This window comes from Nonomuraea sp. NPDC049709, from assembly GCF_040674815.1.
Lineage (GTDB): Bacteria > Actinomycetota > Actinomycetes > Streptosporangiales > Streptosporangiaceae > Nonomuraea.
In genome coordinates, this window is record NZ_JBFANM010000090.1 from 15,183 (window position 1) to 30,029 (window position 14,847).

17 protein-coding genes are annotated in these 14,847 nt (G+C 71.3%); 5 read left to right on the forward strand and 12 right to left on the reverse strand.

All coding sequences use genetic code 11. The annotated features are described in order from the left end of the window. Nucleotides 1–117 precede the first annotated feature (117 nt). A complete protein-coding gene (locus AB0J69_RS52040) occupies nt 118–975 on the reverse strand; it encodes an ankyrin repeat domain-containing protein (protein ID WP_364134363.1) in 858 nt (285 codons plus the stop codon). Between the two features lie 54 nt (nt 976–1,029). Between AB0J69_RS52040 and AB0J69_RS52045 the strand changes: the two genes are divergently transcribed. After that, complete coding sequence (locus tag AB0J69_RS52045; protein WP_364134366.1) at nt 1,030–1,188, forward strand: hypothetical protein; 159 nt, start codon at nt 1,030–1,032, stop codon at nt 1,186–1,188. A gap of 12 nt (nt 1,189–1,200) precedes the next feature. On the opposite strand, the gene AB0J69_RS52050 is transcribed toward AB0J69_RS52045, so the two are convergent. From AB0J69_RS52050 to AB0J69_RS52080, 7 genes are all read right to left on the reverse strand, one after another. Next, complete coding sequence (locus AB0J69_RS52050) at nt 1,201–1,878, reverse strand: hypothetical protein (RefSeq protein WP_364134369.1); 678 nt, start codon at nt 1,876–1,878, stop codon at nt 1,201–1,203. A gap of 90 nt (nt 1,879–1,968) precedes the next feature. Then, nucleotides 1,969–2,370: an arsenate reductase ArsC gene (locus AB0J69_RS52055; RefSeq protein WP_364134372.1), complete on the reverse strand. Its 402-nt coding sequence runs from the start codon at nt 2,368–2,370 to the stop codon at nt 1,969–1,971. Further along, nucleotides 2,363–3,460 carry an ACR3 family arsenite efflux transporter gene (gene arsB / locus AB0J69_RS52060; RefSeq protein WP_364134375.1) on the reverse strand — a complete coding sequence of 366 codons (1,098 nt, stop codon included), beginning with the start codon at nt 3,458–3,460 and terminating at the stop codon, nt 2,363–2,365. The genes AB0J69_RS52055 and arsB overlap by 8 nt, the downstream gene beginning before the upstream one ends. 1 nt (nt 3,461) lies before the next feature. Further along, on the reverse strand, nt 3,462–3,803 hold the full coding sequence (locus AB0J69_RS52065; protein ID WP_364134378.1) for a metalloregulator ArsR/SmtB family transcription factor: 342 nt from the start codon (nt 3,801–3,803) through the stop codon (nt 3,462–3,464). Nucleotides 3,804–3,973: 170 nt separating this feature from the next. Then, nucleotides 3,974–5,011, reverse strand: a complete 1,038-nt coding sequence (locus AB0J69_RS52070) for a P1 family peptidase (protein ID WP_364134381.1) — start codon at nt 5,009–5,011, stop codon at nt 3,974–3,976. Beyond that, complete coding sequence (locus AB0J69_RS52075; RefSeq protein ID WP_364134384.1) at nt 5,008–5,529, reverse strand: DUF4262 domain-containing protein; 522 nt, start codon at nt 5,527–5,529, stop codon at nt 5,008–5,010. Before AB0J69_RS52075 ends, AB0J69_RS52070 begins: the two co-directional genes overlap by 4 nt. A gap of 55 nt (nt 5,530–5,584) precedes the next feature. Next, nucleotides 5,585–6,547, reverse strand: a complete 963-nt coding sequence (locus AB0J69_RS52080) for an ankyrin repeat domain-containing protein (RefSeq protein ID WP_364134387.1) — start codon at nt 6,545–6,547, stop codon at nt 5,585–5,587. Nucleotides 6,548–6,793: 246 nt separating this feature from the next. On the opposite strand from AB0J69_RS52080, the gene AB0J69_RS52085 reads away from it, so the two are divergent. Further along, nucleotides 6,794–7,387: a hypothetical protein gene (locus AB0J69_RS52085; RefSeq protein ID WP_364134390.1), complete on the forward strand. Its 594-nt coding sequence runs from the start codon at nt 6,794–6,796 to the stop codon at nt 7,385–7,387. 19 nt (nt 7,388–7,406) lie between these two features. On the opposite strand, the gene AB0J69_RS52090 is transcribed toward AB0J69_RS52085, so the two are convergent. The 3 genes from AB0J69_RS52090 to AB0J69_RS52100 form a co-directional block, all read right to left on the reverse strand. Further along, complete coding sequence (locus AB0J69_RS52090) at nt 7,407–8,021, reverse strand: TetR/AcrR family transcriptional regulator (protein WP_364134393.1); 615 nt, start codon at nt 8,019–8,021, stop codon at nt 7,407–7,409. Nucleotides 8,022–8,193: 172 nt separating this feature from the next. Next, nucleotides 8,194–9,324 (reverse strand): MFS transporter, encoded by a 1,131-nt coding sequence (locus AB0J69_RS52095; protein WP_364134396.1) that lies wholly within the window; start codon nt 9,322–9,324, stop codon nt 8,194–8,196. Nucleotides 9,325–9,730: 406 nt separating this feature from the next. Further along, complete coding sequence (locus AB0J69_RS52100) at nt 9,731–11,020, reverse strand: ArsB/NhaD family transporter (RefSeq protein ID WP_364134399.1); 1,290 nt, start codon at nt 11,018–11,020, stop codon at nt 9,731–9,733. 200 nt (nt 11,021–11,220) lie between these two features. On the opposite strand from AB0J69_RS52100, the gene AB0J69_RS52105 reads away from it, so the two are divergent. Next, on the forward strand, nt 11,221–12,585 hold the full coding sequence (locus AB0J69_RS52105) for a nodulation protein NfeD (RefSeq protein ID WP_364134402.1): 1,365 nt from the start codon (nt 11,221–11,223) through the stop codon (nt 12,583–12,585). Next, nucleotides 12,582–13,487 carry a slipin family protein gene (locus AB0J69_RS52110; protein ID WP_364134405.1) on the forward strand — a complete coding sequence of 302 codons (906 nt, stop codon included), beginning with the start codon at nt 12,582–12,584 and terminating at the stop codon, nt 13,485–13,487. The genes AB0J69_RS52105 and AB0J69_RS52110 overlap by 4 nt, the downstream gene beginning before the upstream one ends. A 17-nt stretch (nt 13,488–13,504) precedes the next feature. Here the strand turns inward: AB0J69_RS52110 and AB0J69_RS52115 are convergent, their stop codons facing one another. After that, a complete protein-coding gene (locus tag AB0J69_RS52115) occupies nt 13,505–14,143 on the reverse strand; it encodes an NAD(P)-binding domain-containing protein (protein ID WP_364134408.1) in 639 nt (212 codons plus the stop codon). Between the two features lie 114 nt (nt 14,144–14,257). Here AB0J69_RS52115 and AB0J69_RS52120 point away from each other — a divergent pair, with 114 nt between their 5' ends. Then, a complete protein-coding gene (locus AB0J69_RS52120; RefSeq protein ID WP_364134411.1) occupies nt 14,258–14,632 on the forward strand; it encodes a helix-turn-helix domain-containing protein in 375 nt (124 codons plus the stop codon). The last annotated feature ends 215 nt before the right edge of the window (nt 14,633–14,847 follow it).

A 14,847-nucleotide genomic window follows, 5' to 3' on the forward strand; every position in this document is an offset into this window, starting at 1 on the left:
CCGTTCCGGGGACGCGCCGGCCCAGGGCCCGCGTGCTCCGGCGGCGGCTTCGTCACCGGAGCGGGGGTCGTGGTGGACGGCGGCGTGTTCGCGGCCCTGCCCGCCGCATGAGCGGGGTCAGTTCCAGTGGTCGCGTTCCGGCAGGCGCAGCCAGGTGTCGGGCGGGCCGGTGATCGCGCGGGCCTCGGTCAGCCGCAGGCCCGCGTAGGCGCAGGAGTAGGCCACCGCGTTGTACTTGTAGAGGTAGGAGAGCAGGACCTCCTGGGCGTCGTCGTCCTCCCAGGGGGCGCCGCCCGGATGCAGGTCCCAGCCGACGATCTCGCCGTCGCGGACGATGCTGCCCTGGTTGCCGCTCTTGGGATTGGCGTACATGCCGTAGCAGACGGTGCCCGCGGACAGGCGCCTGGTCGCGCCGGGAGCCTGCGGAATGTACCCCCAGGGCTGCGTGACGACGCAGCCGCCGGGCACGTCGGTGACGCCGACGAAGCGCAGGCTCTCGTCGTCGAAGGGGTCGATCCGGTCGAGGAACTCCTCGGGATCGACGTCCTCGACCGTCGCCTCCAGTCGCCGGGTCGCCTCGGCCGCGCTGATCCCGGCCACGCAGGCCAGCCCCACGCCGTCGTAGTAGTGAGAGCCCAGCGCCGCCGTGAGCCGCTTCGCCTCCGCCACCGCGGCGGCCTCGCCCTCCGTCAGCCCGTCCGTCCCGGCGGGGAGCTCGAACAGGCCGGGCTCCGGTCCGGCCAGGCTGAGGCGCCCGGGCGACCAGCCGCTCATCATCGGCCGCCACGGGTCGGCCCCGGCGGCCACCAGGGCGCGGGCGTGATCGTGGTTGCCCTCGTACACGGCGACCCAGAGCGCGGTACGGCCCTCCTCCTCGGCGTCGACGTCCGCCACCCGACCGGCCAGCTCCGCGACCTCCTCGGCCGAGCCCTCCTCCGCTGCCGTGTGCAACGCCAGCACCTCGTCGTCCTCCATACCGGTGACTCCCCTCAAAGACGGCCTTCATAGAGACGGCACGAACGACACATCATGCACCGGCACGGTGGCGTACGTGAAGATCGCGGGATCCGGTCGCCCTGGTTCCCGCAGAATCAGCCGTCGGTCGCTGAGGGGTACGTGTTCGTCGATCCGGTGCCGCCCCCGAAGGAGGAGCCGGAGCGGTACCGCGTCACCGTCGTGCTGCGGTGACCGGACAGGCGGTCAGGAGGTCGGCGTAGGGGTGACGGTCATTGTCGGGGCGGCGGACGGTGTCGAGGTGGCGGACGGGGTCGGGGTGTCGGTCGGCGGCCGGCCGGGCCGGTGGTCGTGGTGCCAGCGGCCGCCCTTGCCGCCCCGGCCCCACCCCTTGCGCATGGTGGTGTCGCGGATCGAGACGGCGGTGGCCGTGCCGCCCTCCACCCTCGCCATGACCATGACCTTCTGCCCGGTCTTCACCGCGTCGACGCCCTCGCCGCCGCGGTTGATCCGGGTGTCGCCGGTGACCGCGTACTCCTTGGTGTAGCCGTCCTCGCTCCTGACCGTGACCGAGTCCTGGTCCACCGCCGTGACGTCGCCGTACTGGGTGGCGACCGTCACGTACTTGCCCTCGGCGTCGGGTACGACGAACTCGCCGTGCAGGGCGCGGCCCATCCGGTGACCGCCCCAGCCCCGTCCGGGCGGCGTCGTGCTGGACGGGCTCGCCGACGGTGTGGTGGTGTCGCCGGCCGTGGGCGTCGGGGCCGGCGTGGGTGAGAACACCGAGGCGGCGGCGACGCCGGCGCCCGTGACCGCGACGAGCGCTGCGGTGGCGACGAACAGCAGGGAACGGGGGAAGCGGCGCCTGGGCGGCTCGTTCGACAGTGTTTCCTCGGTGCTGAATCCGTCCGGCCCAGGGGTCATCTCTGTTCCTCCCGATAGCTGCACTATGGGAGAACAGTGCACCGAACCGCCTAAAACCTCCGTAAATCGCCCCGCCCAGGCCGGCGCGGCTCAGCCGGTGAGCTCGCCGATGAGCTTCTCGACGCGGGTGCGGATCTGGTCGCGGATCGCGCGGACGGCCTCGACGCCCTGGCCGGCCGGGTCGTCGAGCTTCCAGTCCTCGTAGCGCTTGCCGGGGAAGATCGGGCAGGCGTCGCCGCAGCCCATGGTGACGACCACGTCGGAGGCTTCGACGGCGTCGACGGTGAGGATCTTGGGTTGTGCGGTGGTGATGTCGATGCCGCTCTCGCGCATGGCCTCGACGGCGACCGGGTTGACCTGGTCGGCGGGCGCGGAGCCGGCCGAGCGGACCTCGATGCGGTCGCCGGCCAGGTGGGCGAGCCATCCGGCGGCCATCTGGGAGCGGCCTGCGTTGTGCACGCAGACGAACAGCACGCTGGGCTTGTCAGGCACGTACGGACTCCTTGGGCTGCTCGGTGAACAGGCGGCGGCCGGCCAGGCTGACGTAGACCAGGGCGACCAGGACGGGGACCTCGATGAGCGGGCCGACCACGCCGGCCAGGGCCTGGCCGGAGGTGACGCCGAAGACGCCGACGGCCACGGCGATGGCCAGCTCGAAGTTGTTGCCGGCGGCGGTGAAGGCGAGCGTGGTGGTGCGCTCGTAGGACAGGCCGATCGCGCGGCCGGCCAGGAACGAGCCGCCCCACATGACGAGGAAGTAGGCCAGCAGGGGCAGCGCGATGCGGGCCACGTCCAGAGGGCGCTCGCTGATGGTGTGGCCCTGCAGGGCGAACAGGATGACGATGGTGAACAGCAGCCCGTACAGGGCCAGCGGGCCGATCCTGGGCAGGAGGCGTTCCTCGTACCAGGTGCGGCCCTTGGCGCGTTCACCCCAGGTGCGCGACAGGTAGCCGGCCAGCAGCGGGATGCCGAGGAAGATGAGCACGTACTGGGCGATGTCCCACATCGACACGTCCAGCGCGGCCTCCGGCAGGCCGAGCCAGCCGGGCAGCACCTGGAGGTAGAACCAGCCGAGTGCGCCGAACGCGACGACCTGGAAGATCGAGTTGATCGCGACCAGCACGGCGGCCGATTCGCGGTCGCCGCAGGCCAGGTCGTTCCAGATGAGCACCATGGCGATGCACCGCGCCAGGCCGACGATGATCAGGCCGGTGCGGTATTCGGGCAGGTCAGGCAGGAAGGTCCAGGCCAGCGCGAACATCAGCGCCGGGCCGGCGATCCAGTTCAGCAGCAGCGAGGAGATCAGCATGCGGCGGTCGCCGGTGACGGTGTCGAGCCGGTCGTAACGGACCTTTGCCAGCACCGGGTACATCATCAGCAGCAGGCCGAGCGCGATCGGCAGCGAGATCTCGCCGATCTTCACCGCCTCCAGCGCCGTGTCCAGGCCCGGGACGAACCGGCCGAGCAGCAGTCCGGCGGCCATGGCCGCGCCGATCCACACCGGCAGGAACCGGTCGAGGACCGACAGCCGGCCCACCACGGCCGTGGAGATCCCGGGCGCCTGAGCGATATCCGATGACATGTCAGACCGTGGCGGGGATGTTGAGCAGGGCCGACAGCTGGGCCATTCTCTCCGGCACCAGGCGGTAGTAGACCCACGAGCCGCGCCGCTCGTGGGTGAGCAGCCCGACGTCCCTGAGCACCTTGAGGTGGTGGCTGATGGTCGGCTGGGTCAGGTCGAAGGCGTCGGTGATGTCGCACACGCACACCTCGCCGCCGACGTGGCTGGCCACGATCGACAGGATGCGCAGCCGCACCGGATCGCCCAGAGCCTTGAAGGCGCGGGCGAGCTCGACGGCCTTGCCGGTGTCCAGCTGCTCGCGCACCAGCGGCGGGCTGCACTCCAGGATGCGCAGCGGCTCCACGTGACCCCCTGATATAGACGGTTGTCGAAGTCCTGTCCATATTGACACACATCAATGAGTACGCGCCAATCGGCCGCCACCGGGGTGAGAGCACCGGCTGATCCTGCGGCTGGTGGCGCCCGTGAGAGCCAGGCCGTCACACGGGCGGCTCGTCCGGGCCCGCCCGGCGATCACCCGTTCCGGTTCGTGCCGTTCCCCGGAAGCCGGTCGTACGGCACCGCATGGCTCGTGCGGCCCTGGACGCCCGTGGTGGTGGTCGCGGTGAACAGGGAGTTGAGCAGCGCCTCCTCGACGGAGTCCATGACCGCCGTGAAGACGGGGTTCAGCAGGTCGTCGGGCAGGGTCGGGAGCCGGGGCGGCGCCGTGGTGAAGGCGATCGCGTAGTCGCCGCTTCCATGGGAGTACGACGCCCCCACCCGCCCCATCGCGAAGATCGCCCGGCGGGCGAGCCGGCCGAGCTGACGCGCGTCGAGCGGCGCGTCGGTGGCCACGACGATCATGCAGGAGTTGCCCGGCGGCTCCTCACGGACGGATCCGGGCACGAGCTCCTCGACCGGCATCGGGACACCCTGGACGGTCAGCACCCCGCCGAAGTTCGCCTGCACGAGCGCCCCGACCGTCACCGGTGCGCCGTCCACCACCTGCCGACGGGAGGAGGTGCCGATGCCGGCCTTGTAGCCCAGGGCCGTCGTGCCGGTGCCCGCCCCCACGCATCCCTCCGCGGGCAGCCCGCCGGACGCCCCTTCCAGCGCGTCGAGCACGTGCCGTTCGGTGATCGGGCGGCGCCGGATGTCGGACAGGAAGCCGTCGTTCGTCTCTCCCACGACGGGGTTGACCGAGAGCCCGTCAGGGTGGCGCTCCAACAGGTAGGTGACCAGCGCGTCCGCCGCCCGGAACGCCGACAGCGTGGCCGTCAGGACGATCGGTGACTCCAGGACGCCGAGCTCGTCTATCTGGGTCGAGCCGACGAGCTTGCCGTACCCGTTGCCCGTGTGAACGGCCGCCGGCAGCCCCCGCCGTGCGGTGGCCAGCTGCCGGGGCACGATGGCGGTGACCCCGGTGTGCAGGTCGGCGCCGTCGTCGAGGGTGGTGTGGCCCACCAGCACCCCCTCGACGTCGGTGATCGCGTTCAGCGGCCCGGTCGGCAGCGCGCCGACGACCACGCCCAGCGCGCGGGCCCGGACGCGCGGGCTCGTGTGGGTGCTCATCGCGTCCATACGCCGGCCGGGTGCTCGTCCGGCCGCAGCCACAGGTGCGGCTGGTGGTCGTCCCCGTTGGCCTGCCAGGGGAAGGTGTTGTCCGGGGAGGGCCAGACGACCTGGAGGAACGGGAAGGGCGGCCGCCGGTAGAAGCCGATCGCCGTGCCGAAGAAGGTTCGATACCAGCGGTAGTCGACTGCCTTGAGCGCGACGGGGCGCTGGTCGATGATGCCCTGCCATTCCTGACCGGCCTTCAGCGCCTGCCCGGCGACCACCTTGTCGCCGAGGGAGTTGAGACAGGGCTGCATGTCGTGGATGTCCAGCCCGAACATGGCCAACTCGGGCGAGCGGTGGTGGTGCCACAACCCGATCGTGAAGGCCCAGCCCCGCCCGTGCTCGTCACCGGGAATCATCGTGACCTGCCAGCCGTGCTGCTGCACCTTCCCGATCGTCAGCCGGGTGCGACGATCCAGCTCACCGGGCGGGTCGCAGAGGACACAGCGGCATGCGGTCAGATCGACAGGCATGAGGGTGAGCGTACGGGATCTTCCGCCGGGGTTGCGCGGCACCTGTCCTGGCCGGTCAGTGCCAGTAGTCGCGTTCCGGGAGCCGCAGGTGCGTGTCCGGTTCGGCGATCGAGTGGGCGTCGGTCGGGCGCAGGCCGGCGCCGGCGAAGCAGTAGGCCTCCGCGTAGCCGTTGTACAGGTATTTGAGCAGGATCTCCGCGGCCGGATCGGCATCGGAGACGTCGCCGCCGCCCGGGTGCGTGTCCCAGTCCACGATCTCGCCGTCGCGGTAGACCCGGCCCTGGTTGCCGCTCTTGGGGTTGGCGTACATGCCGTAGGCGACCGTGCCCGCGGACAGCAGCCGCATGACCACGGGAGTGGCGGCCATGAATCCCCAGCTCTGGCTGACGACGCAGCCGCCGGGCACGTCGGTGAAGCCGACGATCTGCATGGCCTCGTCGCCGAAGGGGTCGTCCATGATCTCTTCCAGCTCCTCCTCGTCGGCGGGTTCGCCGGCCAGGCGCCGCGCCGCCTCGGCGGCGCTGATGCCGCGTACGCACGTGAGGCTGAAACCGTCGTCCTCGATGTCGCCCAGCACGCCGGTCAGCCGGTCGGCCTCCTCGACGGCGGCCGTCTCGGCCTCGGTCAGGCCGGTGTGATCCGGGGGAAAGGGGAAGAACTGGCCGGGCGTGGGCCCCGCCAGGCTGAGCCGGCCGGGCGACCAGCCGTCCATCATGGGCCGCCACGGGTCCGCTCCGGCCGCGACCAGCGCACGGGCGTTGTCGGGCCGGTTGTTGAAGACCGCTTCCCACAGGGCGGTGCGGCCCTCGCACTCCGCGTCGACGTCATCGACCCGGCCCGCCAGCTCGGCGACCACCTCCGGCGAACCGCGCTCCGCTGCGGCGTGCAGCGGCCGCTCGAAGGCATACGTGCCGACATTCGGATCGGCGCCGGCGTCGAGCCTGGCCCGGACAAGGGAGAGGCTCTCCCACGCTTGCCATCCGAAATCGGACCATTCGGTGGGTGCGTTGGCGGTCATGACGGCTCCTTCAGGATCACGCGGGGGATGCGGGCGAGGCCATCATGGCGGAGGGCAACGACAATTCCGGTGGGCCGGGCCCGTTGCGCTCCTGCCGTCCGGCCTCCCATCGCCTTTCCAGGAAAGTCCGCGCCGTGAACTATTACACGCACTACCATGAGGACGGCTGCAGGGGTGGTCGTGGCTTGTGCCCAGGAACCGCCGCGTGCTGAATGCAGGACAGGTAATGGCTCAAGGACGCGTTGCATGCTGAATCTGCCCGTGGAAAATCAGTGGGACCTGGTGGTCAAGCACCGGATCCACAATGAATTCCACGGCCTGTGGATCGAGGGCGACGATCGGGAAGAGCTGTCCCGGCTGCTCCGGGTGGATCCGGACTGGCGCCTGGAGTGCGACCTGGAAACGGCTACGGACATGTTTCCCGGCGCACCGGAGAAGATCGTGTGGATCGGCCCGCATGCGCCTGGTTGGACGCAGATTCTCGCCTTCGGCCTGCTCCCGTACCATCTCGGTGTCATCAATTTGGGCCGGCGACGCGTCTTCCAGATCTATTGCGACGGAGAACTGGACAGGCTCGATCCGTTGTACCTCTACTACGACGGCGAACAACTGGGTCACGTCACCCCGCCGCACGACGAAGGCGGTTACCTGGAATTCCCGGAATATCGGCCGTTCGCGAACGGCCTCGCACTCGGTACAGACGGAGATCTCGAACGCGACGCGCACCGGCTGTTGTGCATGGTGGGCCGAATCACCGGACGTTTCCTCGACCAGGAATGGTTCGCCGCGACCCGGACCCTTTATCGAATTCCCGACGGGATCTGGGAGGAAGCCTGGTGACCGACCGGGTTCGTACGTCTCAGGCGTAGAGCGCGGCGATCTCGGCGAGCAGCCGGTCGCGGGCCACGCCGGCGGGGGCGACGCCGGTGAGTACGTAGGCGGCCAGCCCTTCGGCCAGGGCCACGAGGGCCAGGGCGGTGCCGGGGGTGTCCACGTCGGCGCGGACGCGGCCGGCCTGCTGGTCCCTGCGGAGGAGGTCGGCCATCTGGCGGTGGAAACCGGCGTACAGGATGCGCAGTCTGGCGGCGATGGTCTCCTCGGCGAAGCCGAGGGCGTGGAACGACTGGCGCACCCGCATGTGGGCTTCGGTGGTGGCGTCGTACGGGATGAGCTCGGTGAGCACGGTGGTGAGCACCAGGCGCGGGTCGGCCACGTCCAGGTCGGAGCCGACCTGCTGCCTGATGCGGATGCCGGACAGCTCGTTGCCGCGCTCGAAGGCGGCCTCGATGAGCTGCCGTTTGGCCGGGAAGTAGTGCTGCACGCGGCCGGGTGAGATGCCCGCCCGGGCGGCCACCGTGGTCAGGGACACGGCGGCCAGGCCGCGTTCGGCCACGATGGCGAGCACGGCGTCGGCGACCTCGTTGCGCCGCTCCGCATGGTGCGCCCCGGGCCCGCGGGTGCGTCTCCCCGTCACTTCTCCCCCTTCTCGATGTGCTCGCACTGAATTGCCGCTCAGTGTAGCGACGTCGACCCCGGCCCTCGCGCCGCCGCCGCGACACGAGCGGGGTCACCGCGACCGGTGTGTCCCCGTCGCGGTACGAGCGGGGTCGCCACAGTCGGCCTGTCTCCGTCGCGGCACGAGCGGGTCACCGCGAGCGGCGGATCGCTGTGGTGGCGCAACCGACGCCGCCACAGACGATCGCCGCTGTCACCACGATCGCCGCACTCCACCCGCTCGTCTCGACCACTCCCGCGTACAGTGGCGGCCCGAGCAGCGTGCCCAGGCTGCCCGCCTGCGTCACCGCCCCGAACCACCACGCGGGACGACCGCCCGCCACCGCGAACATCGCCGACACGGCCAGGCCGTTGAGCCCCAGCACCACCGCCGCGCACGACACCACCACCGGCACCGGCATGCCGAGGAAGACCCCGGCGGTCAGGGGAGCCATGAGCAGCGCTGCGGCGACCAGCCGCCCAGGCCGTACCCCCGCCCGCAGCGACGCGCCCGCCACCAGGCTGCCGACCGCGCTGGACGCCGACACCAGACCTGTCAGCAGGCTCACCTGCGGACCCGCCAGACCCGCCTCCTCCGTCAGGTACGCGGGCAGGACGGTCACCAAGCTGACACCCACCAGGGCGATCATCGCGAACCCGGCCGCCAGGGCGGCCACCGCCCACCCCGCGCCAACCGGCCCGGCGGGTCGATCGCCGTCTTGCCCGTGCCCGCCGGGGCGGACGTCGGAAGCCATCGTGGCGGCCCACCCGGCCACCACTAATGTGAGCCCGCCCACGACGATCACCTCGCCGCGCCAGCCGGCCGCCCCCACCAGCGCCGCCACCGTACTGGCCAGCGTCAGCCCGGCCGGAACGCACAATCCCCACAGCGCCAGAGCGGCCTGCCGCGCCCCGCCTTCCAGCAGCCGGGTCAGCAGTCCCGGCCCCGCGACCACCACCACGGCGTACCCGACCGCCTGAACCACCCGCAACGCGAACAGCCCGGCCGGATCCACCACGAACGCCGTCCCCAGCCCCGCCGCTCCCAGCACCACCAGAGCGGCGCCGAACAACCCGCGTAACCGGCGGCGAGCCATCCAGATCCCCAGCGGCAGGCAGGTGAGCCCGGCCACCAGCGTGATGACCGACGACAGCCACCCCACGGAGCCGAGCGACAGGGAGAACTCCCCGCTCACCGAAGCGAGGAACGGGATGAACTCCCCCAAGGCCGCACTGGCCGCAACACCGGCCGCCAGCACGGTGACGGCGACACGAGAGCTCATCCGGGCACGCACCTCCCACAGAACGGGGAGACGCGACCGGAGAACCGGCCCGACCCTCAAGCCCCTGACGGGCGACGTCTCAACGAGGACCTTGCGCCGCGATCCTACGCCCCGGACTTCCGGCTCACCAGCGATCAACCGCGCCCGCGCCTGCTGGACCTCCGCATCCACCGCCGACCGCCCCGGCCTCCGCTACCCCCAGCCGAAGGCCAGTCGTCCACATCGACATCCGCGACCTCGGACCGCTGCCCACCTGCGTACGCGGCCGGGTGGCGCGGCTCCGGCGACGCCATCCTCGCCGACGGCCACCGCACCACCTCCACGGCCGGCCGCGCACCGGGCCAGGACGACCATGATCCGGCTCATGCCCGGCGATGGCCTCCGCCGGGCTGGTTGAGAGCAGGCTTCACAGGTAGCGCAGCCAGAGGTAGGGGACGCACAGGGCGATCGTGACCGCGGTGACGACGAGGCCGTAGCGGGTGAACTGCCAGAAGCTGATGGGGGTGCCGTTGCGGGCGGCGATGCCGAGGATGACGACGTTGGCGGCGGCGCCCACGGCAGTGGCGTTGCCGCCGAGGTCGGCGCCGAAGGCGAGGGCCCACCAGAGTACTTGGGCGTGTTCGTTGCCGCCGTTGGCCTGGACGAGGTCGGCGACGATGGGGCTCATGGTGGCGACGTAGGGGATGTTGTCGACGATGGCTGACAGTCCGCCGGAGGCCCAGAGGAGCAGCATGGTGGTGAGGCCGAGTTGCCCTTGGGTGGCGGCGGCCGCCGCCTGGGAGATGGCTGGGATGACGCCGGTTTCGACGAGGGCGCCGACCATGACGAACAGGCCGGCGAAGAAGACGAGGGTGGGCCATTCGACTTCGCGGATGGCTTGTTCGGTGGTGACGCGGGTGGCGGCCACCAGCACGCCTGCACCCAGCACGGCGACCACCGACGGTTCGTAGTGCAGGACGGGGTGCAGGACGAACGCCGCCATGACCACGGCGAGCACGGCGAGGGACTGCCACAGCAGCCGGCGGTCGGCGATGGCCTCCCGCTCGTTGAGCGCCATGACCTCTGCGGCTCGTTCGGGATCGTAGGTGAAGGATTTGCGGAACAGCAGCCGGCACAGCCCGACGTAGACGATCATCAGGATGATGATCATGGGGGCCATATGGATGAGGAAGTCGTTGAAGCTGAGTCCGGCGCGGCTGGCGATGATGATGTTGGGTGGGTCGCCGACCAGGGTGGCGGCGCCGCCGATGTTGGAGGCCATGGCCTCGGCGATGAGGAAGGGGGCGGCGGGTAGGGCGAGTCGTTCGCAGACCAGGAAGGTGACGGGGGCGATGAGCAGGACGGTGGTGACGTTGTCGAGCAGGGCGGAGGCGAGGGCGGTGATGACGACGAGGAGGACCATGAGCCGGTAGGGGCGTCCTCTGGCTCGTTTGGCGGCCCAGATGGCGAGGTATTCGAAGACGCCGGTCTGTTTGAGCACGCCGACGATGATCATCATGCCGAGGAGCAGGAAGATGACGTTCCAGTCGATGCCGGTTTCCTTGGAGAAGAACGCGGCTTCGGCGTTGGTGGCGTGGATGAGCAGCATGATCCCGGCTCCGCCGAGCGCCGCCGCGACGCGGTGCACCTTCTCGCTGGCGATCAGCGTGTAGGCACACAGGAAGACGGCCACCGACAGCCACGCGGTCACCGTCACGTGGACACCACCGGCACGTCGGCGACATCGCGTGCACGCATGGAAGCACCTCACCCGGGATCGGCAACAAGACCGCCGACCAGACTTCCCGGCACACCTGTCACCAACGTATCAACAGCCGTCAAAATCCCGCTCCCGCGCTGGGCGTCCGGGATTACCATGCGTGACAATTCCGGTTTGCAGGGTAACGGCCAAGTGTGGTGGCCCGGCCTCTCCGCCGACGTGGCGCGCCGCGGGTCATCGGGCTCGCGGGCGGCGTCGTGCTGCTGGTGTCGCTGCTGTGCGGATCCGCCCAGGACGCCGAGACGGCGGAGAAGGCCCAGAAGGTCCAGGAAGTCCAGGAAGCCCAGGAAAGGGCGCGGGTCCTGGTCACCACGGTGGACACGGAGATCACGCCGGTGATCGCGGACCACGTGGCCGGCGCGCTGGAGCGGGCCGAGCGGCAGGGCTACGCGGCGTACGCGATCGAGCTGGACACGCCCGGCGGGCTGAGCGAGTCGATGGGCGACATCGTCAGGGGGATCCTGGGCAGCCGGGTCCCCGTGCTGGTGTACGTCGCCCCGCAGGGTGCGCGGGCCGCGTCGGCCGGGGCGGTCATCACGCTCGCCGCGCACGTGGCGGTGATGGCGCCGGGCACCTCCATCGGCGCGGCCACCCCGGTGGGGCTGCAGGGGGAGGACCTGGCGGCCAAGGTCGTGAACGACGCGGCGGCGCAGGCCGAGTCGCTGGCCCGGCTGCGCGGCCGCAACGTGGCCCAGGCGGTGGCCATGGTGCGCCAGGGCCGCTCCCTCGCAGTGGACGAGGCCGTACGGCTGAAGGTCGTGGACGCCCGGGCGCCGTCGCTGGAGGCGGCGCTGCGGGTGGCCGACGGGCGGCGGGTCCTCGTGGCGGGGGAGCGGACGGTCACCGTGCGCACCGCGGACGCCCGCGTGGACCGTGCGGAGCTGAGCTTCTTCGAGCAGGTGCGGCAGGCCCTGGCGAACCCGAACCTGGCCTACCTCCTGCTCACCGTGGGCATCCTGGGCCTGCTGTACGAGCTGGCCTCCCCGGGCGTCGGGGTGGCCGGCGGGATCGGCGTGGTGTCGTTGCTGCTGGCCCTGTTCAGCCTGGCCGTCCTGCCGGTCAACGTGGTCGGCGTGCTCCTGCTCGGAGTCGCGGCGGCGCTGTTCGTCGCCGAGCTGTTCGTGCCGGGCACCGGCGGATTGGCGGCCGGGGGCGGGGTGGCGCTGGTGCTCGCCGGGGTGTTCCTGTTCGACGCGGCGCAGGGGGTGCGGGTGGAGCCGGTCGTGGTCGTTCCCACGGCCGTCCTCATGGTCGTGCTGGCCGTGCTCGCCGGGCGCGTCGCCCTGCGCTCGCGCCGCGGCAAGGCCGTCTCCGGTACGGACGCGTACCGGGACAGGACCGTCACCGTGCACAAGAGCGAGGACGGCCGGGAGCAGGCGTTCATGGACGGCACCTGGTGGTCGGTACGCAGCACCGGCCCGCCCCTGCAGCACGGCGACCAGGTGCGCGTCGTGGACCTGGACGGGCTGACCCTCGTCGTGGAACCAGTGGAGAAGACATGAACCCGACGCTCATCGGAATCGGCCTGGCCGTCCTCGTCCTGCTCATCCTGCTGGCCGGCGCGGTCAAGATCGTGCAGGAGTACGAGCGGGGCGTGATCTTCCGGCTGGGCCGCATCCAGGGGGCCAAGGGGCCCGGCCTGTTCTTCATCATCCCGATCGTCGACCGCATGGTCCGGGTCGACCTGCGCATCCTGACCGCCGACGTGCCGCCGCAGGAGATCATCACCTCGGACAACGTGACGGTCAGGGTGGACGCGGTGACCTACTTCCAGGTGCTCGACCCGGTGAAGTCGGTGATCGCGATCGAGGACTACCAGGTCGCCACCTCGAAGATCGCCCAGACCACGCTCCGGAGCATCCTCGGCCAGCGCAGCCTGGACGACCTGCTGATGAACCGCGACGAGATCAACCAGGAGCTGGCCCGCGTGATCGACGACCTCACGAACCCGTGGGGCGTCAAGGTGTCCCTGGTCGAGGTGCGCGACGTCTCCCTGCCCGAGCCGATGCGCCGCGCCATGGCCCGCCAGGCCGAGGCCGAGCGCGACCGGCGCGCCCGCGTGATCCACTCGCTGGGGGAGAAGGAGGCGGCCAGGAACCTGGGGGACGCGGCGGGCATCCTCGAGGAGCATCCGGCCGCCATGCAGCTGCGCACGCTGGGCTCGCTGGTGGACGCGGCCTCCCAGCAGGGCGCCACGGTGATCTTCCCGGTGCCGGTGGAGCTGGTCCAGATGTTCCGGCCGCACCCCGCCGCCGGCACCGGCGCCGCTCCGACCGCACCCGACGGGCGCGAGCAGCCGCTGACCGCACCAGACGGACGCGAGCAGCCGCTGACCGCATCCGATGGGCGCGAGCAGCCGCTGACCGCCGCGCCGGACGCGCCGGAGTCCGACGCGGCGCCATGATCGGCGCTGTACGGGGGTTACGCGGCGCCCGATGGGACGGCGGAGCCGGGGTCGGTCCCGGCGAAGGCCAGGCCGATGACGAAACCCGCGACCTCCTCCAGCTGGCGGGCCCGATCCAGGGACCCCAGCACGGCCGGGACCGCGCCGACATCGCGTACCAGCTCGCCGACGACGCGCAACGCGCCCGGATCGTCGCCGCACATCGTCACCGTGACGGGCGGTTCGCCGTCGGCGCGCGGCCTGGTCCACTGTCCGGAGGGGAACAGGTGGAAGGCCTTGACGACGTGCGCGCCCGGAGCCAGCCGGGCGATCCGCTGGGCCATCGCCTCGCCGGGCTCGGTGAGCAGCACGCCCCGGCCGTGCTCGACGGCGTTCGTCGGGTCGATCAACGCGGTCCCCGCCAGGGTGCCCTCGGTCGCGCCCGCGCTCCGCAGCACGTCCTCGGCCCCCTGCCAGGCCACCGCGAGCAGCACGGCGTCCCGGCCGGCGACCGCCGCACGCGGCGTGACGGCGTACGCCCGGCCGCCCAGCCGCTCGGCCAGCTCCCGCGCCTTGGCAGGGGACCGCCCCGCGACGGCCACCTCGTGCCCCGCACGCGCCCAAACCTCACCCAGCGCCGCCGCCAGCACCCCCGTGCCCAGAATCCCGATACGCATCCGCATCCCCTCTCACTACCGGTGATCGTCTGCTGGCTACGGTAGAAAAGGCGTTACCCACCAATCGGTACGTATCGGACAGGCGATGATGGCCGCGAGGGGAGTGATCGGGACATGGATCGCGACGAGTTCGTGGCCGACTGCCGCATACGCGCGGCCACCGACCTGTTCGCCCACACCTGGGACCCGGTCGTCCTGGCCGCCCTCGCCCAGGGACCGCGCCGGCGACGCGAACTGCGCACCGCGATCGGCGGGATCAGCGACAAGGTGCTCACGCAGGCGCTGCACCGCCTGCTCGCCAACGGCCTGATCGGCCGCCACGCCCACGCCGAGGCCCCGCCCCGGGTCGAGTACGCCCTGACCGGCCTGGGACAGAGCCTGGTCGACGGACCGCTGAAGGCGCTCGGCCACTGGGCCGGCGAGTACGGCGACGAGCTCCTCGCCGCTCAGGAGAAGGCTGCGCGAAACGTCGCCGACGCGGGCCTCTGACCCGACGCCAGGCGGACGCGGGCGGTCGTACATCACAAAAGGGCCTTGTGGGAGTGAGGTCCGTTCTGATCAGTCGCACGCTGTTCGGCGGGCCGCTGCCCATCATCGCCACCGCGCTCGTCGGGCTGGGCGGCGGTGATCCGTGGTACTTCGCCGGGTACATGGTGCTCACGGCCGTGGTGAGCGGGGTGGCCGCCTACCTGGCGCCCGAGACC